At 60.4% G+C, this 22,744-nt stretch carries 23 protein-coding genes and 1 pseudogene; 9 read left to right on the top strand and 15 right to left on the bottom strand.

The window, feature by feature from the left end; translation table 11 throughout:
• Window positions 1–60: 60 nt before the first annotated feature.
• From ACIOU6_RS22815 to ACIOU6_RS22800, 4 genes are read right to left on the bottom strand one after another with little or no spacing between them, the layout of a single operon-like run.
• Window positions 61–813 (bottom strand): N-formylglutamate amidohydrolase, encoded by a 753-nt coding sequence (locus tag ACIOU6_RS22815; protein WP_401138973.1) that lies wholly within the window; start codon window positions 811–813, stop codon window positions 61–63.
• Window positions 797–2,128, bottom strand: coding sequence for a glutamine synthetase (locus tag ACIOU6_RS22810; RefSeq protein ID WP_401138972.1), 1,332 nt, complete (start codon window positions 2,126–2,128; stop codon window positions 797–799). The genes ACIOU6_RS22815 and ACIOU6_RS22810 overlap by 17 nt, the downstream gene beginning before the upstream one ends.
• Window positions 2,125–2,769 (bottom strand): isochorismatase family cysteine hydrolase, encoded by a 645-nt coding sequence (locus ACIOU6_RS22805; RefSeq protein WP_221733823.1) that lies wholly within the window; start codon window positions 2,767–2,769, stop codon window positions 2,125–2,127. Before ACIOU6_RS22805 ends, ACIOU6_RS22810 begins: the two co-directional genes overlap by 4 nt.
• A 2-nt stretch (window positions 2,770–2,771) precedes the next feature.
• On the bottom strand, window positions 2,772–3,626 hold the full coding sequence (locus tag ACIOU6_RS22800) for a MurR/RpiR family transcriptional regulator (RefSeq protein ID WP_221733822.1): 855 nt from the start codon (window positions 3,624–3,626) through the stop codon (window positions 2,772–2,774).
• 329 nt (window positions 3,627–3,955) lie between these two features.
• On the opposite strand from ACIOU6_RS22800, the gene ACIOU6_RS22795 reads away from it, so the two are divergent.
• Together ACIOU6_RS22795 and cobF are read left to right on the top strand one after the other, a co-directional pair.
• Complete coding sequence (locus ACIOU6_RS22795) at window positions 3,956–4,525, top strand: histidine phosphatase family protein (RefSeq protein ID WP_221733821.1); 570 nt, start codon at window positions 3,956–3,958, stop codon at window positions 4,523–4,525.
• Window positions 4,525–5,280 (top strand): precorrin-6A synthase (deacetylating), encoded by a 756-nt coding sequence (gene cobF / locus ACIOU6_RS22790; RefSeq protein WP_401138971.1) that lies wholly within the window; start codon window positions 4,525–4,527, stop codon window positions 5,278–5,280. The genes ACIOU6_RS22795 and cobF overlap by 1 nt, the downstream gene beginning before the upstream one ends.
• Before the next feature lie 218 nt (window positions 5,281–5,498).
• Here cobF and ACIOU6_RS22785 read toward each other — a convergent pair whose 3' ends face one another.
• Genes ACIOU6_RS22785 through ACIOU6_RS22775 form a run of 3 tightly spaced genes read right to left on the bottom strand, consistent with a single transcriptional unit; the run spans window position 5,499 to window position 8,080 of the window.
• Complete coding sequence (locus tag ACIOU6_RS22785) at window positions 5,499–6,680, bottom strand: acetyl-CoA C-acetyltransferase (protein WP_401138970.1); 1,182 nt, start codon at window positions 6,678–6,680, stop codon at window positions 5,499–5,501.
• Window positions 6,681–6,691: 11 nt separating this feature from the next.
• Window positions 6,692–7,357 (bottom strand): CoA transferase subunit B, encoded by a 666-nt coding sequence (locus ACIOU6_RS22780; protein ID WP_221733818.1) that lies wholly within the window; start codon window positions 7,355–7,357, stop codon window positions 6,692–6,694.
• A 24-nt stretch (window positions 7,358–7,381) separates the two neighbouring features.
• Window positions 7,382–8,080: a CoA transferase subunit A gene (locus ACIOU6_RS22775; protein WP_221733817.1), complete on the bottom strand. Its 699-nt coding sequence runs from the start codon at window positions 8,078–8,080 to the stop codon at window positions 7,382–7,384.
• A 149-nt stretch (window positions 8,081–8,229) separates the two neighbouring features.
• Between ACIOU6_RS22775 and ACIOU6_RS22770 the strand changes: the two genes are divergently transcribed.
• A complete protein-coding gene (locus ACIOU6_RS22770; RefSeq protein WP_401138969.1) occupies window positions 8,230–9,105 on the top strand; it encodes a LysR substrate-binding domain-containing protein in 876 nt (291 codons plus the stop codon).
• A gap of 25 nt (window positions 9,106–9,130) precedes the next feature.
• Here the strand turns inward: ACIOU6_RS22770 and ACIOU6_RS22765 are convergent, their stop codons facing one another.
• The 5 genes from ACIOU6_RS22765 to ACIOU6_RS22745 form a co-directional block, all read right to left on the bottom strand.
• Window positions 9,131–9,973, bottom strand: a complete 843-nt coding sequence (locus ACIOU6_RS22765) for an NAD-dependent protein deacetylase (protein WP_221733815.1) — start codon at window positions 9,971–9,973, stop codon at window positions 9,131–9,133.
• A 55-nt stretch (window positions 9,974–10,028) separates the two neighbouring features.
• A complete protein-coding gene (locus ACIOU6_RS22760) occupies window positions 10,029–11,075 on the bottom strand; it encodes a class I SAM-dependent methyltransferase (RefSeq protein WP_401138968.1) in 1,047 nt (348 codons plus the stop codon).
• Window positions 11,076–11,289: 214 nt separating this feature from the next.
• Window positions 11,290–12,336: an NAD(P)/FAD-dependent oxidoreductase gene (locus ACIOU6_RS22755; protein WP_401138967.1), complete on the bottom strand. Its 1,047-nt coding sequence runs from the start codon at window positions 12,334–12,336 to the stop codon at window positions 11,290–11,292.
• Complete coding sequence (locus ACIOU6_RS22750; protein WP_401138966.1) at window positions 12,323–14,506, bottom strand: hypothetical protein; 2,184 nt, start codon at window positions 14,504–14,506, stop codon at window positions 12,323–12,325. The genes ACIOU6_RS22755 and ACIOU6_RS22750 overlap by 14 nt, the downstream gene beginning before the upstream one ends.
• Window positions 14,507–14,662: 156 nt before the next feature.
• Window positions 14,663–14,833: a hypothetical protein gene (locus ACIOU6_RS22745; RefSeq protein ID WP_260456148.1), complete on the bottom strand. Its 171-nt coding sequence runs from the start codon at window positions 14,831–14,833 to the stop codon at window positions 14,663–14,665.
• Between the two features lie 237 nt (window positions 14,834–15,070).
• Here ACIOU6_RS22745 and ACIOU6_RS22740 point away from each other — a divergent pair, with 237 nt between their 5' ends.
• Entirely contained in the window at window positions 15,071–15,343 is a 273-nt protein-coding gene (locus ACIOU6_RS22740) for a DUF4242 domain-containing protein (RefSeq protein ID WP_221733811.1), read from the top strand.
• A gap of 33 nt (window positions 15,344–15,376) precedes the next feature.
• Window positions 15,377–16,189: a class I SAM-dependent methyltransferase gene (locus tag ACIOU6_RS22735; protein ID WP_401138965.1), complete on the top strand. Its 813-nt coding sequence runs from the start codon at window positions 15,377–15,379 to the stop codon at window positions 16,187–16,189.
• Between the two features lie 123 nt (window positions 16,190–16,312).
• On the opposite strand, the gene pcsA is transcribed toward ACIOU6_RS22735, so the two are convergent.
• Entirely contained in the window at window positions 16,313–17,035 is a 723-nt protein-coding gene (pcsA, locus tag ACIOU6_RS22730) for a phosphatidylcholine synthase (protein WP_221733809.1), read from the bottom strand.
• A 258-nt stretch (window positions 17,036–17,293) separates the two neighbouring features.
• On the opposite strand from pcsA, the gene ACIOU6_RS22725 reads away from it, so the two are divergent.
• Entirely contained in the window at window positions 17,294–18,028 is a 735-nt protein-coding gene (locus tag ACIOU6_RS22725; RefSeq protein WP_401138964.1) for a tellurite resistance TerB family protein, read from the top strand.
• Between the two features lie 71 nt (window positions 18,029–18,099).
• Here the strand turns inward: ACIOU6_RS22725 and ACIOU6_RS22720 are convergent, their stop codons facing one another.
• Window positions 18,100–18,501 carry a hypothetical protein gene (locus ACIOU6_RS22720; protein ID WP_221733807.1) on the bottom strand — a complete coding sequence of 134 codons (402 nt, stop codon included), beginning with the start codon at window positions 18,499–18,501 and terminating at the stop codon, window positions 18,100–18,102.
• An 80-nt stretch (window positions 18,502–18,581) separates the two neighbouring features.
• Complete coding sequence (locus ACIOU6_RS22715) at window positions 18,582–18,896, bottom strand: DUF2388 domain-containing protein (protein ID WP_221733806.1); 315 nt, start codon at window positions 18,894–18,896, stop codon at window positions 18,582–18,584.
• 197 nt (window positions 18,897–19,093) lie between these two features.
• Between ACIOU6_RS22715 and ACIOU6_RS22710 the strand changes: the two are divergent.
• The 3 genes and pseudogenes from ACIOU6_RS22710 to ACIOU6_RS22700 all read left to right on the top strand — a co-directional run.
• Window positions 19,094–19,873 (top strand): annotated as a pseudogene (locus ACIOU6_RS22710) (HAMP domain-containing protein); the annotation flags it as partial.
• The gene (locus ACIOU6_RS22705; RefSeq protein WP_401138981.1) at window positions 19,865–20,728 is read left to right on the top strand and encodes a methyl-accepting chemotaxis protein; all 864 of its coding nucleotides are present in this window, start codon (window positions 19,865–19,867) and stop codon (window positions 20,726–20,728) included. The pseudogene ACIOU6_RS22710 and the gene ACIOU6_RS22705, both read left to right, overlap by 9 nt.
• Before the next feature lie 517 nt (window positions 20,729–21,245).
• Window positions 21,246–22,604, top strand: a complete 1,359-nt coding sequence (locus tag ACIOU6_RS22700) for a malate:quinone oxidoreductase (protein WP_401138963.1) — start codon at window positions 21,246–21,248, stop codon at window positions 22,602–22,604.
• The last annotated feature ends 140 nt before the right edge of the window (window positions 22,605–22,744 follow it).

Raw genomic sequence — 22,744 nt, 5'->3', positions numbered from 1 at the left:
CAGTCGGTCATTTTTTAGTTGTTCTATCGGTCCATCATTTACAGCGTCAGCAGTGTTTCTTTACAGCAATGGTGCGAGGTATCCGGCCCAGCGCGATACGGCCTCGGGGCTGTGCAGCAAGTCGTTGCGCACCTCGATGAGCACTGAATCCAAGCCCCGTGCATCGCCGTGTACCGGCACGGTCATGTCGCCGAGCGGGTCAATTCTGTACGGCTGATTGCCGGCCACGTTCAACGGGTGTTGGTCCAGACCTTCGAGCAGACGCTGGGCATATGCCTTGGCCTGACCGAACAGCACGCCGACTTCCATGGGGCGCGGCTGGCCGTAATACACCGGCGTGAAACTGTGAATCCCCACCACCCGTACCGGTTGGCCCTGCGCAATCCGCTCGTCAATCAACATTTGCAAGCGCGTGTGGAACGGTTTGAACAGTGTTTGGCGCCGGTATTCGCGGGTGGCTTCGTCCAGCTCGCGGTTACCCGGCACCTGATAAATCTCACTTTGCGCCGGAATGCTGTCCGGGGCGTGCCGTGGCCGATTCAGGTCGATCAACAGACGTGAATAGTTGGCGCTCAACAGCGTTGCACCGAGTGTTTGCGACAACTGCTCGGCGAGTTGCAATGCTCCGATGTCCCAGGCGATGTGTTCACGCGCGGCGATATCGTCCAGGCCGAGGTTGTTCAGGGCCGCGGGGATGTAATGGCTGGCGTGCTCGCACACCAGAATCACCGGATGCGTCGAGTCGGCGCGGCTCAGGTTGTAGACCGGTCGGGTATACAACCCAAGCTCGGCGGGCTCAGTACAGGCGTGCATAGTGCTCACACAGGTCAGCGGGCGAGAGCTGTTCCGTCAGCGCCAGTTCCTCGGTTTTAAGGGCGTAATACGTGTCGAGCAACGGCTTGGGCAGCCATTCATTGAAGGCTGCACTGTCGCGCAGGCAATCCAGCGCCTGGGCCAGCGAGGCGGGCAGGGCAACGATACCCCGGGCCTTGCGTTGCTCGTCGTTGAGTGAATCGGGAATTTCATCGGTGATCGCGTTCAGCGCCAGACGCTGTTCGATCCCCAACCGGCCGGCGATCAGCAGCGCGGCCATGGCCAGGTGCGGCGAGGCGGTGGCGTCCATTGCACGGAATTCGAGGTTGAACTGTGTGGCCACGGATTTGCCGCCCAGTGTCACGGTCGGGCAGATGCGCAGCGCCGCTTCACGGTTCTGTTGGCCCAAGCACGCGTAGGACGCACTCCAGTGGTGCGGCTGCAAGCGCTCATACGACACCGGGGTTGGCGCGGTGAACGCACACAGCGCCGGCAAATAATGCAGAACTCCCGCCGCCCAATGCTGGCCGAGGGTCGACAAGCCGTTGCTGGTGCCAGCGTCGTAGAGCATCGGCTGACCGGCCAGGTCGAGCAGGCTGGCGTGCAGGTGCACGCCGTTGCATACCGCGTCCGCCGAGGTCTTCGGTGCGAAACTCAGGTCCAGGCCCATCTGTCGGGCGATCTCGCGGGTGATTTCGCGCACGTTCACCGCACGATCCGCGGCGGCGACACCCAAGGTCGGGCGACAGGTGATTTCGTATTGGTGCTTGCCGTATTCGGGCAGGAACATTTCCGGTTCGACGCCACCGGCGCGCAAGGCGCTGAGCAGCCAGCCGCCGAATTCGGCGCCCTGACGCTGGGCTTCGAGGGAAAACGCCAGATGTTCGGCAAAACCGGCGTGCAGATTGAACTCGTGTTCAAACGCGGCGTTGACCTGCAAACCCAACTGATCGCGATAACGTTCCACCTCATCACGCAGCAGCGTACGCGGGCAGGCCCCCCACGGACGGCCATCGGTTTCGCGGATGTCGCCGTGAATGAAATCCAGCGCCGGAGCGTCGGCATCCGGGCCGTTGCCGACAATGACGCGGCTGGCCAGATCCGGGATCAAACGCAGGTCGCCATAGGCGCCCCATGGATTGGTCGAGGCGATGATGTCCTGAGGCGTCAAGGCGCTGTTGGCGGGCACCCAGCCACAACCGGCGGCCTGGTAGAGTTCAAGTTCGTCGGTGGGGAACGAGCGGCCACGGGTGATGCCGATCAGGTCGGTGGTGACGATAGTGGTCATTGGCAGCGGTGTCAGGCGTGCGCTCATGGCTGCATCTCCTGCAACCGAGCGAGCACGGTGTCGGTGTCGGTGATCCAGCAATAACCCTTGATCGCGTTCAGACAGGCGTGATGGCGCTCGGCGCTGTAAGTGGCGCAGGCGTCTTCGACCAGGGTCACCAGATAGCCTCGGTCGGCGGCATCGCGCACCGCCATGTCGACGCACTGGTCGGTAACGATGCCGGCGACGATCAGATGGCGGGTTTGCAGATTGCGCAGCACATAGTCGATGTTGGTCGAGTTGAAGACCCCGGAAGAGGTTTTCGGCAGGACGATTTCGTTTTCCACCGGGGTCAGGTCATCAATGATCCGCGCCTGTGAGCTGCCCTTGGGCAGGTGCATGTCCGAGAGCTTATGGTCAAGCGAGCGGTCGCGGCCATCGGCGGTCAGGCTTTCAATAAGGGTGTGCAGTACGTTCTGCCGCGTCTGACGAAAGGCACTGAGCAACCGGCGTTGATTGGGCACCACCTGCATGTGGGTGCGGGTCAGGAAGTACTCGGCGTCCGGGCCGTTCAGGTGCGGGTCGAACTGCGGTTCGAGCCAGGCACGCTGCATGTCCACCAGCAGCAACGCGGTGTGGTCGGTGACAAATGGCAAGTCCCGCGGCGAGCGGTGGGGAAGGCTGAACATCCTTATTTATCCTCCAGCAGGTGGGTGTTGAAGTCGTTGCGCAGGGCGTCGATGCCTTCCAGGCGATCGGCCAGATTCTCACTGCGCAGGGTCAGACAGACAATCAGCGCTTCTACCTGAGCCAGTGCCGGCACCATGGTGTCGAACGGCGAGGCCGACTCCACCGGGGCGCTGATGATCAGGTCGGCGAGTTCGCGCAGCGGCGAGGCGTAGATGTCGGTGAACAGCACCACTCGGGCGTTATTGTTTTTTGCTGCGCTAGCGACGCGCAGGGCTTGTGTCTGGTAGCGGCGATAGTCGAACACCAGCACGACGTCCTGGCGCTGCAGATCGAACAGGCGATCGGGCAGTTGCGCATTGTCTTCCAAGGCAAAGCAACCGGGGCGCAGCAGGCGTAAGTGATTGAGCAGGTAGTTCGCCATCAGGCTGCTGAAGCGCCCGCCAAAGCAGTACACCTGATGTCGGGCGTCGAGCAGCCAGTCCGTGAGAATGCGCACATCTTCGGGTTGAGTCAGCGATTGGGTTTCGACCAGTAGACGATGGCTGTCGCTCAGGTAGTGGCTCCAGGCGTCATCCTTGTTCTGGTGCGCGCGCGGTTGCAACAGGGTGCGCGGCGAGCGCAGGCGGTGGTCCATGTCGCTGAGCAGCGCATCCTGGAATTGGGCATAACCGCCGAAGCCGAGTTTCTTTACCAGGCGCACGATGGTCGGGTCGCTGACACCGGCATGTTCGGCCAGTCGTGCCATCGGCCCCAGGCCGTTGCGCGGGTACTGATCAAGCAAGGCGCGAACGACTTTGCGCTCCGACGGCGTAAGATCGAGGTCGGGGTCGGTGATCAGGTCTCTGAGAGGGGGCATCCTGGCTCCTGCTGGATGAGGGTGTCGAATTCGCTTCACAATTCGCTAAAACAGTATTTATGTAATTTACGCTACATGTCTAGTGAATTTTTTATCGTGTTGAAACGGCTCCAAAACAGGGCGAGATGCCCGTGTAACAAGGGCTACACGGAAGTCGACGTGCCTTGTAGTCCATTGCTCGTGGAGGTGTCAGATATTGCCGCTTTCCCAATGTCGGCGGGTATCGCGGTATTTCATCGGGCAGCCCTGGAGCCCTTTATTTACGGCACAATTGCCAACACTTCGGCATTAGACCGTTGATTTCATGGTGCTCGACAGAGGAATTCATTGTGCAGACCACCCGTTTGACACTGATTTGCCACGCGCGAACCGTCGCACAGAAATTGGCGCGTTTTCCTACGAATGAGCCTGTTGAAAATATCCGGCCAGCGTCTGATGCGTTGGCCTCACGTTTCAGTTCCGCCCGGCGTTTGATCTGCGGCCCTGAATTGCGCACCCGCCAGACGGCGGCGTGGTTCGGCGCGGATGCGCAAGTTGACGAGGTGTTGCGTGACTGTGACTGGGGGCGCTGGCACGGCCAGTCGATCAAGGACCTGCAACTTAAACAGGAACAAGCGCTGTACGCCTGGCTCCAAGACCCACACGCCACGCCCCACGGCGGTGAGTCGGTTGCGCATCTGTGTGAACGGGTGGCGGCATGGCTGGTCAGTTTGCAAACCACGCCGGGACACGTCGTGGCGGTCACCCATCCGTTTATCATCCGCGCCGCGTTGATCCAGATGATGCGCGGCTCGGCCTTTCATTACATCGATGTCGAGCCACTGTCAGTGGTCGAACTGCGCTTCACCGAGCGCTGGCGCCTGCGTCTGCCCAGTCTTGATGACGGAGGCGCTATCTGATGAAGCGACTGCTGGTCATCGGCATTGGCGCTGGCAACCCGGACTACATCACGATGCAAGCGGTGAAGGCGCTGAATCGGGTGGATGTGTTTTTTTTGATGGATAAAGGCCAGAGCAAGGAAAAATTGATCGATCTGCGCCGCGAGATCTGCGAGCGCTACATCTCGGGTCCCGCCTACCGCTTCGCCCAAGTCCACAGCCCGGAGCGTGAGCGTGGCAACGTGGACTACGCCACCAGCATCGATGATCTGAACCAGGCGAAGCAGCAAACCTTTGCACGACTGATCAATGAAGAGCTGATTGATGGCCAGTGTGGCGGTTTTCTGGTGTGGGGCGATCCCGCTTTGTACGACAGCACCGTTCGTATCCTGCGGGCGCTTCTGGCGTCGGGTACCTGTGAGTTCGAGTTCGAAGTGATTCCCGGCATCACCAGCGTTCAGGCGTTGGCGGCGCAGCACAAAGTGCCGCTGAACACGATTGGTCGCTCGGTTGAAATCACCACGGGCCGGCGTTTGGCGGCAGGGCAGGTGAGTGATGCGGACAGTCTGGTGGTCATGCTTGATGCCGAAGATGCCTACCACCGGGTAGCCGATCCGCAGACCGAGATTTACTGGGGGGCTTACCTGGGGACGCCGGATGAAATTCTCATCAGCGGCAAACTCGGGGAGGTGGCGGATCAAATCGAGCAGGTGCGCAAGGCGGCGCGGGCTGAGCATGGGTGGATTATGGATACGTATTTGCTGCGCAAGCCTTAGAGCTTTGCTGGCTGGGCTGACCCCTTATAGCTCGCGAATGCGGTGTGTCAGTCACCGGAGATGTTGGCTGGCCGGACGCCTTCGCGAGCAAGCCCGCTCCCACGGGGGGGATGGTGGTGGGTACGAGATTTGGGGCTGTTCTCGATCCAGGATGGGAGGGTTATACGTAGGGGACAGCGAGCGGATGTCGTGGATCCGCCCGCTGTCTGTATTGCTCTTTATGCGCGTTGCAGCGCCAGGGCGACGCCTTGGCCGCCTCCGATGCACAGGGTCGCCAGACCCTTTTTCGCATCACGCTTGATCATTTCGTGCAGCAAGGTCACCAGCACGCGGCAACCCGATGCGCCGATCGGGTGACCCAAAGCGATGGCTCCGCCGTTGACGTTGACCTTGTCCAGATCCCATTGCAGATCCTTGGCCACCGCCAGCGATTGTGCGGCGAACGCTTCGTTGGCTTCGATCAGATCCAGTTGCTCAATCGACCAGCCCGCCTTGTCCAGGCAGCGGCGGGTGGCTGAGACCGGGCCGATGCCCATGATCGCCGGGTCAACACCGGCGTTGGCGTAAGCGGCGATGGTCGCCAGCACGGGCAGGCCCAGCGCTTTGGCTTTTTCGGCGCTCATCAGGATCACGGCGGCAGCGCCGTCGTTGAGCGATGAAGCATTGCCGGCGGTGACGCTGCCGTCCTTTTTGAATGCCGGGCGCAGTTTCGCCAGGGATTGGGCAGTGGTTTCGCCGCGTGGCTGTTCATCAACCTTGAACGCGACCGGATCGCCCTTGCGCTGCGGAATCAGGATCGGGGTGATTTCATCAACGAAGCGCCCAGCCTCGGTGGCTGCGGCTGCTTTTTGCTGCGAGGCGGCCGCGAAGGCGTCCTGCTGTTCGCGGCTGATGTCGTATTTGTCGACCAGATTCTCGGCAGTGATGCCCATGTGGTAATCGTTGAACGCATCCCACAGGCCATCGCTGATCATGGTGTCGACGATTTGCGCATGACCCATGCGCAGACCGGTGCGTGCGCCCGGCATCACGTAGTTGGACAGGCTCATGTTCTCCTGGCCACCGGCAATGATCACGTCAGCGTCGCCGCAACGGATCGCCTGTGCGCCCAGGTGCAGGGCCTTGAGGCCTGAACCGCAGACCTTGTTCAGGGTCATGGCTGGCACGGCGTGAGGCAAGCCAGCCTTGATTGCCGCTTGACGCGCCGGGTTTTGGCCGGCGCCGGCCGTCAGCACCTGGCCCATGATCACTTCATCGACCTGCGCACCGTCCAGTCCGGTCTGTTCGAGCAACTGGCGGATCACCGCCGCGCCCAGATCAACCGCGCTAACGCTGGCCAGGGAGCCCTGGAAACTGCCGATCGCGGTACGCGTGGCGGCAACAATTACGACGTCTTGCATTTTCGAATTCCTCACTGGGCAGCGAACTGCATTTCCGGTACGTGGTCAGGCACGATCAGTTTTCCGGCGGTTTTGGCGACGATCTCTTCGACGCTGACACCCGGCGCGCGCTCTTTGAGAATGAACGCACCGTTCTCGATTTCGAGATAGGCAAGATCGGTCAGCACCCGCTTGATGCACCCAGCACCGGTGAGTGGCAGGCTGCACTTGGATAACAGCTTGGACTCACCGTCCTTGGAGGCGTGAGTCATGATGACGATGATGTTGTCTGCGCCAGCCACCAGATCCATGGCGCCGCCCATGCCCTTGACCAGTTTGCCGGGAATCATCCACGAGGCGATGTTGCCTTCAACGTCCACTTCGAACGCACCCAGAACGGTCAGATCGACATGACCGCCGCGGATCATCGCAAAGGATTCGGCGGAGGAGAAGATCGACGCGCCGATACGTGCGGTCACGGTTTGTTTGCCGGCGTTGATCATGTCGGCGTCGATGGTTTCTTCAGTCGGAAAAGGTCCCATGCCGAGCAGGCCGTTTTCCGATTGCAGCATGACTTCCATGCCTTCAGGGATGTAGTTGGCGACCAGGGTCGGAATGCCGATGCCAAGGTTCACGTAGTAGCCGTCCTGCATTTCGCGGGCGACGCGCTGAGCCATTTGTTCGCGGGAAAGTGCCATGTTTTTATTCTCCGTCAGCCTGAATTATTTGCGGATGGTGCGCTGTTCGATGCGTTTTTCGAACGTGCCGCAAATGACCCGGTCGACGTAGATGCCCGGGGTGTGGATATGGGCGGGGTCCAGTTCGCCGGGTTCGACGATTTCTTCGACTTCGACCACGGTGATCTTGCCGGCAGTGGCGGCCAGCGGGTTGAAGTTCTGCGCGGTGTGACGATAGATGACGTTACCGAAATGGTCGGCTTTCCAGCCTTTGACGATGGCGAAGTCGCCGGTGATGGACTCTTCCATCAGGTACTTGCGACCGTTGAATTCACGCACTTCCTTGCCTTCGGCGACCGGGGTGCCGACGCCCGTGGCGGTGAAGAAGGCCGGAATGCCAGCGCCGCCTGCGCGCATTTTTTCGGCGAGAGTGCCTTGCGGGGTCAGGGTGACTTCGATTTCGCCTTTGAGCAGTTGCTCTTCGAACAGCTTGTTTTCGCCGACGTAGGAGGCGACGACTTTGCTGATCTGGCGGTCGGTCAGCAGTACGCCGAGACCAAAGCCATCGACGCCGCAGTTGTTGGACACGACGGTGAGGTCGCGGGTGCCTTTGCGCTTGATCTCGGCGATCAGGTTTTCCGGAATGCCACACAGACCAAAGCCGCCGGCGATGACGGTCATACCGTCTTCAAGCCCGGCCAGAGCTTCCTCGTAGGAACTCACGCGCTTGTCGAAACCTGCCATATGCACCTCTTTTATTATTTGCGGGCGGCTGGCTAGCCGAATGATTGGAGTGTCTCGCTGAAGGATATATTTGTTAAGTTGATTTTTAAGGTTGATTGATTGATAAAGATCAATAATCCATTGGATTCTGATACGGAAGCATAGCGTTCATGACCATCAAGCAGATCCGCGCCTTCCTCGCCGTGGCCCAAAGCCTGAGTTTTGCCGTCGCCTGCGAGCGGTTGCACCTGTCGCAATCGGCGCTGAGCCTGACCATCAAAGCCTTGGAAGAGGGGCTCGGTGGGCGTCTGTTCAGCCGCAACACCCGCAATGTGGCGCTGACGGCGGAGGGTGAATCCTTGCTGCCGCTGGCTCGGCGCCTGATTGCCGACTGGGACAACGCCGAAGACGAAATGCGCCAACGCTTCAGCCTGCAACGCGGGCGAGTCACGCTGGCGGCGATGCCGTCGTTTGCCGGAAATCTGCTGCCGCCGATCCTCAAGACCTTTCGGGCGCGGTATCCGAACGTCAGCGTCACGGTCAACGACGTGATCAACGAGCAAGTATTGGAAATGGTCCGCGACCGGCAAGTGGAGTTGGGCGTGGCGTTCGAACCGATGCAGAACACCTCGATGACATTTACACCGCTCTATATGGATCGGTTTGTGGCGGTGGTCTCGCAGGAGTCACCGCTGGCCGTACGCACCGAGATTGACTGGCAGACCTTGTTGCTGGAGCCGTTCATTACCTTGCAGCGACCGTCGACCGTGCGGGTGATGCTCGAAGAGCATTTGCAGGCTCGCGGCATGAAGCTACCGGTGGAATTCGAAAGCCATCAACTGTCGACGGTCGGGCGGATGGTTGCCAGTGGCTTGGGAGTCAGTGCAGTGCCGGCGTTGTGTGCCGAGCAGATGCAGGAACTGGGGGCCCGGTGCCTGACGTTGAATGACTCGGTGGAACGGGCGATTGGCGTGTTGACTGAACCGGGTCATGAACTGTCGGCGGCGGCGCAGGCGTTGTTCGATATTCTGAGGGAAAAATACTGACCCTGTGGAGGCGGGCTGTGCGTGTTCAGGTGGTCAGGCGCTGTGTCAGTAGGGGCAAAAGTTGCTCGCACGACCCTTCAACCTTCAGATCCAGTAATTCATCCGCCCGGGTCTTGCCCAGGTTGATCGCCAGCAAGGGCTTGCCGCGATCCGCGATGACCCGGCACAGGCGAAACGCCGAATAGGCCATCAACGAAGAACCCACCACGAGCATTCCTGCCGCATTTTGCGCCGCTGTCATGGCCCGCTCCGCGGTGTGTTGCGCGACGTTCTCACCGAAAAACACCACGTCCGGTTTCATCCGCTCTCCTGCGCAATGAGGGCATAGCGGTACCTGAAAACGTGCTTCGAACGCCGGGTCGAGCAGGGTATCGCCGTCCGGCGCCTGCACCGCATCGACGCCGGCCAGGTACGGGTTGTGCATTTCCATCAACCGCTGTATCGCATCGCGCTCACTTCGCTGTCCGCAATCCAGGCACAGCACCCGATGCAAACTGCCGTGCAATTCGATGACGTCAGGACTGCCGGCCTGATCGTGCAAGGTGTCGACATTCTGCGTAATCAAGCCGCTGATTCGCCCCTGCGCCTGCAAATGGGCCAGCGCTTCGTGCGCCGCATTCGGTCGCGCCTGGCGCACACGCGGCCAGCCGAGCATCGCCCGCGCCCAATAGCGGCGGCGTGATTCTGGGGCGGCGAGAAACTCCTGATACATCATCGGCTGCCGTCCACGGCGCACACCGTCGCTGTCGCGGTAATCCGGGATACCCGACGGCGTGCTGATGCCGGCGCCGGTCAGTACCAGAAAGTCGCCTTCGGCCATCGCTTGTTGCAGCGTGTCGAAGTGTTCGCGGATCGGGCTGTCGAGCATGGTCAGCGCTCCGGGGGAGGACGGTGCCAGCAGGTTAGCACGCGATCGGCACGGCTTACTTGCGCGCCTCCAGAATCAGGTTGAACGGCGTTTGCGTCGCTCGCCGGAACCGCTTGAAGCCAGCCTCGGCAAACACTTTGCGCAGACGCACTTCACCGGCCTGCGCACCGAGGCCCAGGCCAACCTCTTGGGACAGGGAGTTCGGGGTGCAAATGAACGTCGACGCGGCATAAAACAAACGCCCGACCGCGTTGATGTTGTCGTCCAGCGTGTCATTGGCAAACGGTTCGACCAGTAACACCGTGCCGTCGTCGTTCAACGCGTCGTAGGCATGGCGTGCGGCGCCGACCGGGTCGCCCATGTCGTGCAGGCAGTCGAAATAGCAGATCAGGTCGTAGTCATTGCCAGGGTAACTTTTTGCCGAGCCCTCGAAGAATTTCGCCCGGCTGCTGACACCTCCTTCTTCGGCGCGTTGGGAGGCGACGGTGATCGACGGTGCGTGATAGTCGTAGCCGACGAAGCGCGAATTGGGAAACGCCTGAGCCATTATCACCGTCGAGGCGCCGTGGCCGCAGCCGATGTCGGCGACTTTCGCACCGGTCTCGAGTTTGGGTACCACACCATCCAGGGCCGGCAACCATTCGGCGATCAAGTGACCTTTATAGCCGGGGCGGAAGAAGCGTTCCGTGCCGGTGAACATGCACGGATGATGATCACCCCAGGGCAGGGCGCCGTTACTGCGCATGGCTTTGACCAGTTTGTCCTTGTCATGGAAAAACGACGCTACCACCCCGAGGCCGCCAGCGATGTACACCGGCGAGTCTTCGACGGCCAGCGCCTGGGCCTGTTCTTCCGGTAAGCGGAACTGGCCGTCGTGGTGCTCCATGTAGCCGGAGGCGGCGTGCGCGCTGAGCCATTCGCGTACCAGGCGCGGGTTGCAGCGGGTTTTTGTGGCAAGGGTTTCGGGGCTGATCGGCTGACTGTCGGCCATCGCCCGGTAGAGCCCGAGTTCTTCGCCGACGATGACATTGGCCAGCATCGCCGCGCCGCCCATGTCGTTGACCAGTTTGCCCATGAAGTCGTTGAGTCGGGCCTCGTCCATCAGGTGTGCTCCTGAAACAGGATCACTGTCCGGCGGCGTTGAGGGTCGAGGCATGCGCCACCGGGCGGTGGTCATGGAAACGGGCAGGGCACGGCCTGAGTCCTGCGTCCCCCTCGACTGGGTACTGTTTGAGTCTAGCTGCGTTTGCGAGACTGACACTGAACAAATAGGTCGATTAATGGTGTGGTGAGGGCAGTGGCCGACGTTGCCTGATTCAGGTCTCGGTCAACCACCGGGGAGGGTAGGGGTGTTGGCGGTAGAAATGGCGGAGTTGTTCACTGTCACGCTCGAACCAATGGTTCAGCCATTGGCAATATTGCGTTGGCGCCGATGCTTGCAACGCCGGTTGGCGAAGGCAATCGAACACGGCTTGCGCTGCCTGCATGCCCGTCATCAAGGCTTTGAGCACGCCATGTGAAGATGCCGGATCGAGCACGCTGGCGGCATCGCCCACCATGAAATATCCGGTACCGGCCACTGCCGTGCTGATCCGCCAGGTCACGTCGGCGCCGCGTATCGGGCCGCGTGATGGCAGTGTTCGCAGTGCCTCGGGGAGCATTGGGTCAACGTCTTTTCGTGGGGCTGAAGGTGGTGTTTCGAAGTCCAGGTGTGTCCAGTGCAGCAGTTGTTTCTGGACTTGCGCAATCCATGTCCAGCCTGTGGTATGGGCCAGCAAGTGCGGGGCGGTTTCATAAGGCGCGATACAGCCTTGCAGATAGCCGTAGCGAGCCACCATTGGCGGTGAACACACTTGGGTTTTGAGGTGGAGCTGGCGATTCAACCAACTCGCCGACCCGCTGGCATCGATCAGGCAGGAGGTAAAAAACTGCCCGTGAGTGGTAGTCAGCCCAACGACGCGATTGTCCTGTTTGAGAACGTGTCGGGCCTGACATGGTTGGTGCACAGTCACCCCGAGGCCTTCGGCCTGGCGCAACAATGTCGCATCCAATTGCGCCCTGGCTATTTGAAAACCCCGCCATGCACCGTGTTCATCGCTACCCAGTGCGTGGAAACGCGCCGGCCCGTTCCATTGCACCCATTGGCCGGTAAAGCGCATGGCTTGCTGGTGTAACAACGGCGCACTCACGCCGAGTTGTTGCAGAAGCGGTTCAATGCCTGGGTGCAGGCTCTCACCGGGGCGAAACCTTGGGAAGCGCTGACGTTCGATCAGTGCCACACGCAAGCCGCGCTGGGCGCAACTGATCGCTGCTGCACATCCGGCAGGGCCGGCGCCGACCACCACCACATCAAAGCATTTCAACAGCAATCTGCCATGGCGTGTCTTCGCGCTTGATCAGGATTGCTTCGGCGCTGACGAGAAAGGTCACCTGTTGCTCGACCTCGACATTGCGCAACTTGAAGTCACTTTCCGGCGTCCAGATAGCGCCGCGTTCAAACATCAAGTAGCGATGAATCCAGCCGTGAAGCGTGATGCCGGTTTGCTGCTGCGCGTCGTCCACTTCGGCGTTGGGCGTTTGTACTTCGAGGAAGGACAACACCGGCCACCTGTTGCGCAGCGGTTTGTCATTGGCGGCACCGAGCACGGTGTATACCCGATACATCGACAGTACTCGGTTTTCATACGCCGATTGTGAGGTGCTGCCGGTCTGTTGCACGCAGAAGCGGTGATCGAGGGCCACTTGGGTGTAATCGGCATGGGCGTAGGCACGGTACTGAACGATCACACGATCCTCGTGCGGTATCAGCCGGGGGCCTGGCTGGTTATCCCAGGCAATGCCTCCCTCTTGGCCGATTTCCTGATCGGTCAGTGGGATAACGGTGTGCAGGCTTGAGCGCGGCTCGAAGATACGCGCCGAATCAGGCGCCAGCCCGGGCCAGAAAGAGCCCAGAGCCGCACAGATTTTGGCGTCTTCGGGAAAGGGGCTTGCCATCTGATAGCCGGCGAGGATGTTGATCCAAGCATCGTCCGCGCCACGCTGGCGAACCCAGCCTACTTCCCATCCAGGGCCGAAAACCCCGGCTGCGCCATCGGGCAGCGAGGTTGGGCGCGAGACGGCGGACGCTGTCTGGCGCGGGGGCGAAGACCCTGTTTCAGTCGGTAGCGCGACAATCGCCGTAACGCCGCGGTCCAGCGGTGAGAACACCTGATCTTTCAAGTCCAGATTGGCGCAGTAACGGACGTTGGATAACGCCTCCAGTCGAGCGTGCCAGATATCCGGTGCGGGGAAGACGGGTTGCTCATCCGCCCAGTGCAACAGCTTGCGCTGGGTGCACAGCGGGAAAAAATCCGGAGGGCCGATCACCGAATACGCCGCCACCGTTGGCAAAAGCTTCTCGATAACCGCGCATCGCGCTCGAACCCAGCCATCCGCCGTACCGTCGTGGTAGTGCAGTGCTTGATACCCGCCTAGACGAACCCGTTCCTCCACACCTTCATGGTCGTTCAGGTCGACGATGCTGCCGTCCGCTTCGACCTTGTGACGACCATGCACCATGCCGGAGGTGTTGGGCGGCAGCAGAAAGGACAGCGGCTGCCCCTCAAACTCGACCGGCTCAACCAGTCGGAGCCTGACCTGTGGCAGCAGCAGGCCGGGTCCCAGATCCGTGGTGTTCGCCCAGTCGGCCAGCCCCTCGGTGATGACAAAGGGCGGCCGACTGATCTCGGGTTCCTGCCAACCGGTGCCGGTGTGACGCAAATGAATGTGCCGCAGTTTTTCGTTGATCTGATGGTTGTCCAGCCTCAACGTCAAATCCATGTCGGCCAGACACTCCGGGCCATTGAATACCTTGTGCAGGGGCACCCAGAAGTCCAGCCCGGGATCGACATCTACCTGGAAGTCCATCGGCCCGAAGCGCTTGGCGTCGCCCTTGAGTTGCATGGCAATGTAGGCGCTGTAGCGCACAGGCATTACCCGGATGCCATGTGCGTCTTCATGCACGGAAGGCAGAAAGCTGCGCAATCTGGCGTCATAAAGCGCGGGGTCGGTGCCCACACGGGCAATGCCCGTGCGAGAAAAGCACAGGTCTGCATGCTCGCCTTTGACGGTGTCGGCAGCGCAGCGATATTCACTGGCAAACGCGACTAGCGCCAATGGCGCACCCTGAGCCCGCTGTTGCAGGTCATCGAGTGTTGGCGTGCGGATGCCGTAGACATAGTCCAGAACGCTCTCAACTTCGCCTGCGGTAGGAAAAATCTGCAGCGCTTTTCCGGTTTCGTCGAGCGTGACTTGTGGCGAGGCCAGTGCGTGATAAAGCAGGCTGCGGGCCGGTGCTGCGGCTTCAATCGCACGACTGCCGCCAGAGGAGAAATCCGCAAAGCCTGCCAGCGAGCGGTCGATAGTCAGTGGTTTGAGCAGTTCGGCGTCCAGCGGCACGGCGAGAATATCCAGGCCATGCGCCAGCATCAGCGAATGCCAGCCACCTGGCGCCAGACGTGTACACACTTGGGTGACGGATTCCAGCAGGGTCATGGTGCCTCCCGGTAAGTTTGTGCAGCCGTCATGTAACAGCAGGCGGGTGGTGTCCCGCTACTGTCAGACCTGACAGTAGCGATAACGGGTGAACCGCCTGATGTCGGCCGTTCATCACATGCAATGAGTCAACAGTCGGTGTATTGCGCCAATGACTCAAAGGTCGCGCACCATCAGCCACTGTTCGTTGTCCCGGGCGCGAAAGCGTTCCTGCCATTGAGCAAGGGGTTGATGGGCGTATTCATAGTGAAATTGTTGATGAATCCATTCGGCATAGGCGTCGCTTTTATGCAAACAGCGAGCTAGCCAATCGAGACGCCGTGACATCGCTTCAGTCCATTGCGAAGGTGATTGCGCATCAGAAACCGATCCTTGAATGCTGGCAAGGGCGAAGGTGTTTCAACGCTTTGACAGATTTCCACCACTCATCGGCAAAGCCCCGGTTTTGCAGGCTTGCCGGACGATCGGCAAAGACGCTGCGCAGGCTCGGCGCGATAGTAGTCGAGCAGGGCTGCTGCCGGCCCTTCCAATTAATCCGAACAACAAGAAGAACGCGAGGTTGCCATGCCGAAATTCGTGATTGAACGCGAGATTCCAGGGGCCGGTAAGCTGTCGGAGCAAGAACTTAAAGCCGTGTCGCAAACGTCCTGCCAGGCGTTGCGCGAACTCGGGCCTCAGGTGCAGTGGCTGCAAAGCTATGTCACGGCCGACAAAATCTACTGCGTGTACATCGCCCCCGATGAAGCACAGGTGCGCGAGCACGCCAGACTCGGTGGATTCCCGGCCAACAGCGTGGCGCAGGTAGTGACGGTTATCGACCCGACCACCGCCGAATGATGCCGGTACTCATCTCTAGCGGAGTTCGACTGCATGAGTAGCCCGATTGATCTGACTGCTTTGAAGGAACGCCAAAAAGTCGCTTGGGCCAGTGGCGATTACGCCGTGATCGGCACGACGTTGCAAATCGTTGGCGAAAACCTCGCTGAAGCCTGCGACCTGCGCTGCGATGAAGCCGTGCTGGATGTTGCTGCCGGCAACGGCAATGCGACGCTGGCGGCGGCCCGCCGGGGCTGTCTGGTGACCTCGACCGATTACGTCGCAGCACTGCTTGAACGTGGACAGGATCGCGCCCGGGCCGAGCATCTGGATGTGACGTTTCAGGTGGCCGACGCTGAAGCATTGCCGTTCGCCGACGGCAGTTTTGCCGCGGTGCTGTCTACATTCGGGGTCATGTTCGCTCCTGATCAAGCCAAGGCTGGCGCCGAACTGGCGCGGGTCTGTTGCCGGGGCGGGCGGATCGGCCTGGCGAACTGGACGCCGGAAGGCTTCGTTGGCCAAATGTTCAAAACCCTGGGCCGCCATCTGCCACCGCCAGCGATTGCCCAGTCGCCGTCAAACTGGGGCACGGAGGCGTGGCTGCACCAGCACTTCGATGATCACGATTTTGTGGTGCAGGTGACTCGCCGAACCTTCAATTTTCGCTATCGCTCGGCGGCGCACTTCATCGACATCTTTCGCCATTGGTATGGGCCGATGCACAAAGCGTTCGCAGCGCTGCCGCCGGAAAGCGGTCAGGCGCTGGAGAGTGATCTGGCGGATTTGCTCAACCGGTCGAATCGGGCGGGGGAGGACTCGCTGGTGGTGCCGAGTGAGTATCTGGAAGTGGTCATTACCAAACGCTAGTCCGCGTTCAAGCGACTTCCCCTGTGGGAGCGTGCTTGCTCGCGAATACGGTGAATCAGTCGAAACATCTTGGGCTGACCCACCACATTCGCGGGCAAGCCCGCGCCCACCGTGTGCAATGGCTTATTTCACAGGGGATCGATCCAGCCACTCCAGCGCCGTACGCCAGATACAGATCCCCAGAAAGTAAGCCGACATCAGCAGCCACAATGCCATCACCATCGGATTGATCACCGGGTGATTGAGCACCAGTGACAGGCTGCACAGCAGCCAGATCGCCGTCACCGCAATGTTGATCGGCATGAACCGGCGTACGCGAAACGGGTGCAGGAATTTCATCCGCGTCACCGTCAGCAGCGCCAGACCGATCACCGTCACTAAGGTGATCCACGGACCGGGACCGATGATGTAAAGGCACAGAGCAACCACATTCCACGCGGCGGGGAAACCGACGAAATAGTTGTCCTTGCTCTTCATGTTGACGTTGCAGAAACAGAACAGCGACGACACCAGAATCAGCGACACCGTCAGCAGCAGCGTGTAATCGGGCAGGGGAATGTAGCGATAGATAAACAGTGCCGGAATGAAGACGTACGTCAGGTAATCGATCACCAGGTCAAGGATCGAACCGTCGAAGCTGGGCAACACTGATTGCACATTGACCTTGCGTGCGAGCGCGCCGTCGAGGCCATCGACGATCAGCGCCACACCCAGCCACATCAGGCAATGGGTTGGCTGATTTTCCAGCAGCGCAAGGGTGGCCAGGAACGCGGTGACCACGCCGGTCGCGGTAAAACCATGGGCGCCCCAGGCCTTGAGCCTGGCAAGGTGGACGGTCGATATCACGGGGGCGTTCTCCAGAAAGTGAAGCAAGCCGGGTATCACCCTCGGGCAAAGGGCGCCGGCAAACCGGGTCGGGGTTGCAGCTATCGACCGGTCTGGCCGGGATAAGGTTCACCCTCCTTGAATCTTAGCTGGCCGCGGAAAAAATACGCAGGCGAAATCTGCCAGCGTTTTTGGCAGCAGCCCAACGGTGTTGGCGCAATGGCCGCAGCGGTCTATCGTTGCCAGACACAGTCAATACCTTGACCTGAGGACGACGTCATGAACACCAGCGATTTGCTCGAACAACTGCTGCGAGGCCAAGCCTCGGCAGGACAACAAAGGGGCACCTCGGCCGCTGATGGCCTGGGTGGGCTCGGTGGATTGCTGGGTGGCCTGCTCGGTGGTGCGGACTCCTCGGGTACCCGCGCAGGCTCAGCGGCCGGTGGGCTTGGCGGGTTGGGCGGTTTGGGCGGTGCATTGGGTGGCGCGCTGGGTGCAGGGGGCGGCACGCAAAGCCGTTCCGGCGGCACCCAATACGCTGCGCTGGCGTCACTGGGGATGATGGCGTACCAGGCGTATCAAGCCTGGCAACGCAGCCAGGCCAGCGCCGCGCCGTCACAAACGCCACAAACGGCCAACCTGCTCGCCGGGCCGGACATTGAAGAGCACAGCCATGCCGTGCTGCGCGCACTGATCGCGGCCGCCAAGGCTGACGGGCGCATCGACGAAGCTGAAAAACGAATGATCGGCAGCGAAATCGGCAAACACACCGATGATCCGCAATTGCAGCAATGGCTGGATGCCGAAGTCGCCAAACCACTGGATGCCGCTGAAGTGGCCCAGTCAGCGCAGGGCGATCCTGCAGTGGCCGCCGAAATGTACCTGGCCAGCGTGATGCTGGTGGACGATCAGCAAGACGCCGAACGCCGTTATCTGGACGAACTGGCAGCGGCGTTGCAGATCGATCCCGATTTGCAGGTGCACCTGGAGCAGCAGGCCAAGGGTGTGGCCTGACGCACAATCAATAGACCGCAGCCAAATCCGGTCCCGCCCAGATGCATAAACGGGGCGGCATGAAGCAATGATCAGGTGTCGCGCAGCAAGTCGTGGGCGTTGAGCAGTTCGAAAGCAATGTGCGGGTGATTTTCCAGCCCCCGGCGAATCGCCGCCGGGATTGCCTGCCGGGTCTTGCGGCACAGGCCGGGTAATTCATCGATGTGAATGGCGATGCCGCGCATGGTCCGCACTTCGTTGAAACCGGGTACGACCTCGACGCGGATACCCAGTTGCTCATACAGGCGTTGTTGCAGGTGCTTGAGGTCGGCAAGGTCTTTGAGCCTTTCCAGACGCGCGAGCAAGCGTTTTTCCTCCTCGCGGGTCAGGCGCAGGATGCGCAGGTCCGCGCCGGGCGTCTCCAGCAACGGATCGCGCCCGCAAATGCAGGCGCCGGGCGGGCAGGGTGAGCGCAACGGCGCAGAAGTCGTCATGGCCTCCATCATAGAGGCCGGCGGACAATTTTGCCTATGCGCTGTCAGGTGCCATCCATCGGCCGCTTCATCCCTGGCAGCTACTGATTCAAGCCTTCGTAATGCACCAGAATCGCGTTGGCGAGGTCTTCATCGCTGGCGTTGATGCCTGGATTGTCCTGGCGAACCTGTTGCAGTACCGACTCAAGATAAACCCCACGAATGGCCCCGCCACTGGCGACAAATGCAGACAAGTCGTCACGGGCCGGAATCACCATTTTGTGATCCTTGAAGGTCGAGTACAGCGACGCGGAGACACCTGCCGAGGTGGCGACATCACCCGCATCAACGCGGGCCAGCGCCGAACCGACGGGCAGGCACAAGAGTAAAGAAGAAATGAGGACTGACTTGCGCATGACGGTATTCCTCCACAAGCGCGAAGCAAAAGGGAAGTACTACATAGTGTGAGAGGGGCGCAGTGGGAGGGAGTTCCGTGCGGTGAACAATCCTGAGCGTTTGCCAGTGTTTTTCATCGGCCTCGTCAGTTGGCAATGTGTTGGCTGCATTCGCGCGCAAATAGGCTTAACTCAAACCCTGACGAGCGCAATTACGCGTGCCCAGGGAGGACTGGAAAGTGTCGATCAAACTGCGTTTGGTGTTGCTGATTGCGACCAGCCTGCTGACAGCCTTGATCGTGAGCCTGGTCAGTTACGTCGGCAATCTGCGAATGGCGTCGGCGGTCAGCGACAATGCCGTCAGCATGAGTGCGCTGCGTAACCACATGGAGGCCGACATGATGCACGACGCCCTGCGCGCGGATGTCTATTCGGCAATGCTGGTGGGGCTTGGCAAAAGCACCGGCACGGCGGCCGAGGTGCGCGAATCGATCAATGAGCATGCCGGGCATTTTCGTGAGGTGCTCGATGAGAACCTCAAATTGCCGATCAACCCGACCCTGCGTACCGCATTGGAGCAGGTCAAACCGAGTCTCGATACGTACATCAACGCGGGTGAGCGGATTGTCGGGTTGGCGCTCGACAGCCCGGATGCGGCGCAGCAGGAACTCGGTACGTTCAACACGGCGTTCAGTCAGCTCGAAACGCAAATGGCGGATTTAAGCGAGCTGATCGAAACCAATACCCGGCAGACCGCCGAGGGCACCGAGGCGGCGATCCGCAACGCCAATCTCGCGCTCGCAGCGGTGCTGATCGCCAGTCTGTTGTTGCTGCTGGTGCAAGGGCGCTGGGTGATGTTGAGCATCATGGCACCACTGAAATCCGCCAGCCGCATCGCCGAAAGTATTGCCCATGGCAACCTCAGCGAGCCGATTGCCGAACCAACCGGCAAGGACGAGGCCAGTGCCTTGATCCGAACGCTGGCGACCATGCAACGGGATTTACGCGACATGATTGATGTGGTGCGGCGCAACGCCCACGGCGTCAGCGGCATGAGCGAGAAGCTGAGCCACGGCTGTCATCAGGTCGCCGACAGCAGCCAGCAACAAAGTGTCGCCGCCGGGACCATGGCCGCAGCGGCCAGCCAGATGACCGCAAGCATCGAGGAAATCACTCGTCATGCCCAACGCGCACTGGGCATGGCCAATCAGGCCGAAGCCCTGGCCAAGGAGGGGGGCGGTGTGATTCATCAAGTGGTCAGTGACATGGACGACATCGCCCGCTCCGCGCAGCAGTCGGCGCAGGTCATCCGCACCCTGGATCAGGACTCCGAGGGCATCTTCAATATCATCCAAGTGATCAAGAGTATTGCCGACCAGACCAATCTGTTGGCGCTCAACGCTGCAATCGAAGCCGCTCGGGCAGGCGAACAGGGCAGGGGCTTTGCAGTGGTGGCTGACGAAGTGCGCAACCTTGCTGCCCGGACCAGCGCCTCCACCCAGGAAATCGCCACAATGGTTGCGCGCATCCAGCACAGCACCCGTGAGGCGGTCAGCAGCATGGAGGCAGGTGTGGCTCAGGTCGACAAGGGGATGGCGGTGACGGCCGATGTCGAGCGCGCGATCCGCGAGATCCTTGATGCGACGTTGAGCACCACGCAACTGGTCAACGACATAACCCGCACCATTGGTGAGCAAAGCCAGGCCAGCAATGAGATTGCCCATCAAGTGGAAATGATTGCGGGGATGTCCGAGGGCAATAGCCGGGTGATCGGGCAAACCGCCGACACCACGGATGAACTGTCGACGCTGGCGGGGCAGTTGGCGCAGTCGGTGGATCGGTTTCGGTTATGACAGTGGGGTGGAGCCCTTGCCCGTGAGGTGGCTGGACTGACGCCCTCGCGGGCAAGCCCGCTCCCACAGGGTTTTGCTGTGTCAACACGGGCGTATTCCCAACATCAACACCTGAACGCCCGCGCCCCATCCACAATCACTGGTCCTCACCGGTGTCATGTTCAGCATTTGACGGCCGATAAGTCCCTGAGCGCAAAAGACTATCAAGTCAGGAACAGACGCCCGGGTTTGCCCTGACGTGATATTCTGCGCGCCAACTTGGTTTGACCTTATTCAGTTTGCTTGCCTTTGGGCGGGCTGACGGAATCCCTGTCGCTCAAGTAGCTGAAGCCAATAATGATAAAAAGTCAGTTCAGAAGGGACATTAACTGAGGTCGATGCAGCATGTCGGCCTTGTGTGCCCACCCGTCAAAATTGAAGTGTGCCGGAATCTGCGACGCCAGCCTGAGCGTCATCAAAGCGGATCGCATGCTGATAACAGCGGCGGGCGGAAGGCGTTTTATCATAGGTGCAACAGATGTTTAAGAAAGTGAACACAGCCTTGCTAGGGCTGGCTTTGTCGATGGGGCTGTCGTCCGCTCAGGCGGAAGAGGCAAAGAAAGTAGATGTGCTGTTGATCGGCGGCGGCATCATGAGCACCACTCTGGGTGTTTGGATCAACGAGTTGGAACCAAGCTGGTCGATGGAAATGGTCGAGCGTCTTGACGGCGTCGCCCTGGAAAGCTCCAACGGCTGGAACAACGCAGGTACCGGTCACTCGGCTCTGGCTGAGCTGAACTACACCCCGGAAGATGAAACCGGCAAAGTAGTGATTCCCAAAGCGGTCGAGATCAACGAAGCGTTCCAGATCTCCCGTCAGTTCGCCGGTTACCTGCAGACCAAGCCTAACTTCGACTTGAAACTGTCGAGCGAAGTACAGGACATCACCAAAAACGCCGACGGCACCTGGCGTGTCAGCTACAAAAACCTGAAAGACGGCACCAAAACCGAAACCGACGCGAAGTTCGTGTTCATCGGCGCCGGCGGTGGTGCACTGCACCTGCTGCAGAAGTCGGGCATTCCAGAAGCCAAGGAGTATGGCGGCTTCCCGGTGGGTGGTTCGTTCCTCGTGACTGAAAACCCGACCATCGCCGAACAACACTTGGCCAAGGCCTACGGTAAAGCGTCGGTTGGCTCTCCGCCAATGTCCGTGCCGCACCTGGACACCCGTGTCCTGGACGGCAAACGCGTCCTGCTGTTTGGCCCGTTCGCCACCTTCAGCACCAAGTTCCTGAAAGAAGGTTCGTACCTGGACCTGCTGACCAGCACCACGACCCACAACATCTGGCCGATGACTAAGGTCGGCATCAAGGAATACCCGCTGGTCGAGTACCTTGCTGGCCAACTGATGCTGTCGGATGAAGACCGCATGAACTCGCTGAAGGAATACTTCCCGAACGCCAAAGCCGAAGACTGGCGCCTGTGGCAAGCCGGCCAACGCGTGCAAATCATCAAGCGTGATGAAGCCGCTGGCGGCGTGCTGAAACTGGGCACCGAAATCGTTGCTGCACAAGACGGCTCCATCGCCGGCCTGCTGGGCGCATCGCCAGGCGCGTCGACCGCTGCACCGATCATGCTGAGCGTGCTGCAGAAAGTCTTCAAAGACAAAGTCGCCACGCCAGAATGGCAAACCAAGCTGCACCAGATCGTTCCAAGCTACGGCACTCAGCTGAACAGCGATCCAGCCAAAGTGGCTGCAGAGTGGGCTTACACCGCCAAGATCCTCGAACTGCCGACGCCTCCAGTGATCGGTCAGGCTGTGGCTCCGGCTGCAGAGGCTGCCGCTGACAAGGCTGCTGCACCGAAGGAAAACGCTGCACGTGACATGGCTCTGTAACTAGAACCCTGACACACAAAGCCCACTGAGCCGGCGACGGTCAGTGGGCTTTTTTGTGGTGCGCCAGGCATGGCGCGTAGCGCCGTGACTGGCGCTGTTCAGCTCACTGTGGTGGTGAGCCGAACGACTTGGAGGTGAAA

The sequence above is a fragment of the Pseudomonas sp. NPDC087615 genome, from assembly GCF_044743445.1.
Lineage (GTDB): Bacteria > Pseudomonadota > Gammaproteobacteria > Pseudomonadales > Pseudomonadaceae > Aquipseudomonas > Aquipseudomonas baetica_A.
This window is presented reverse-complemented; position numbering and strand designations above follow the sequence as displayed.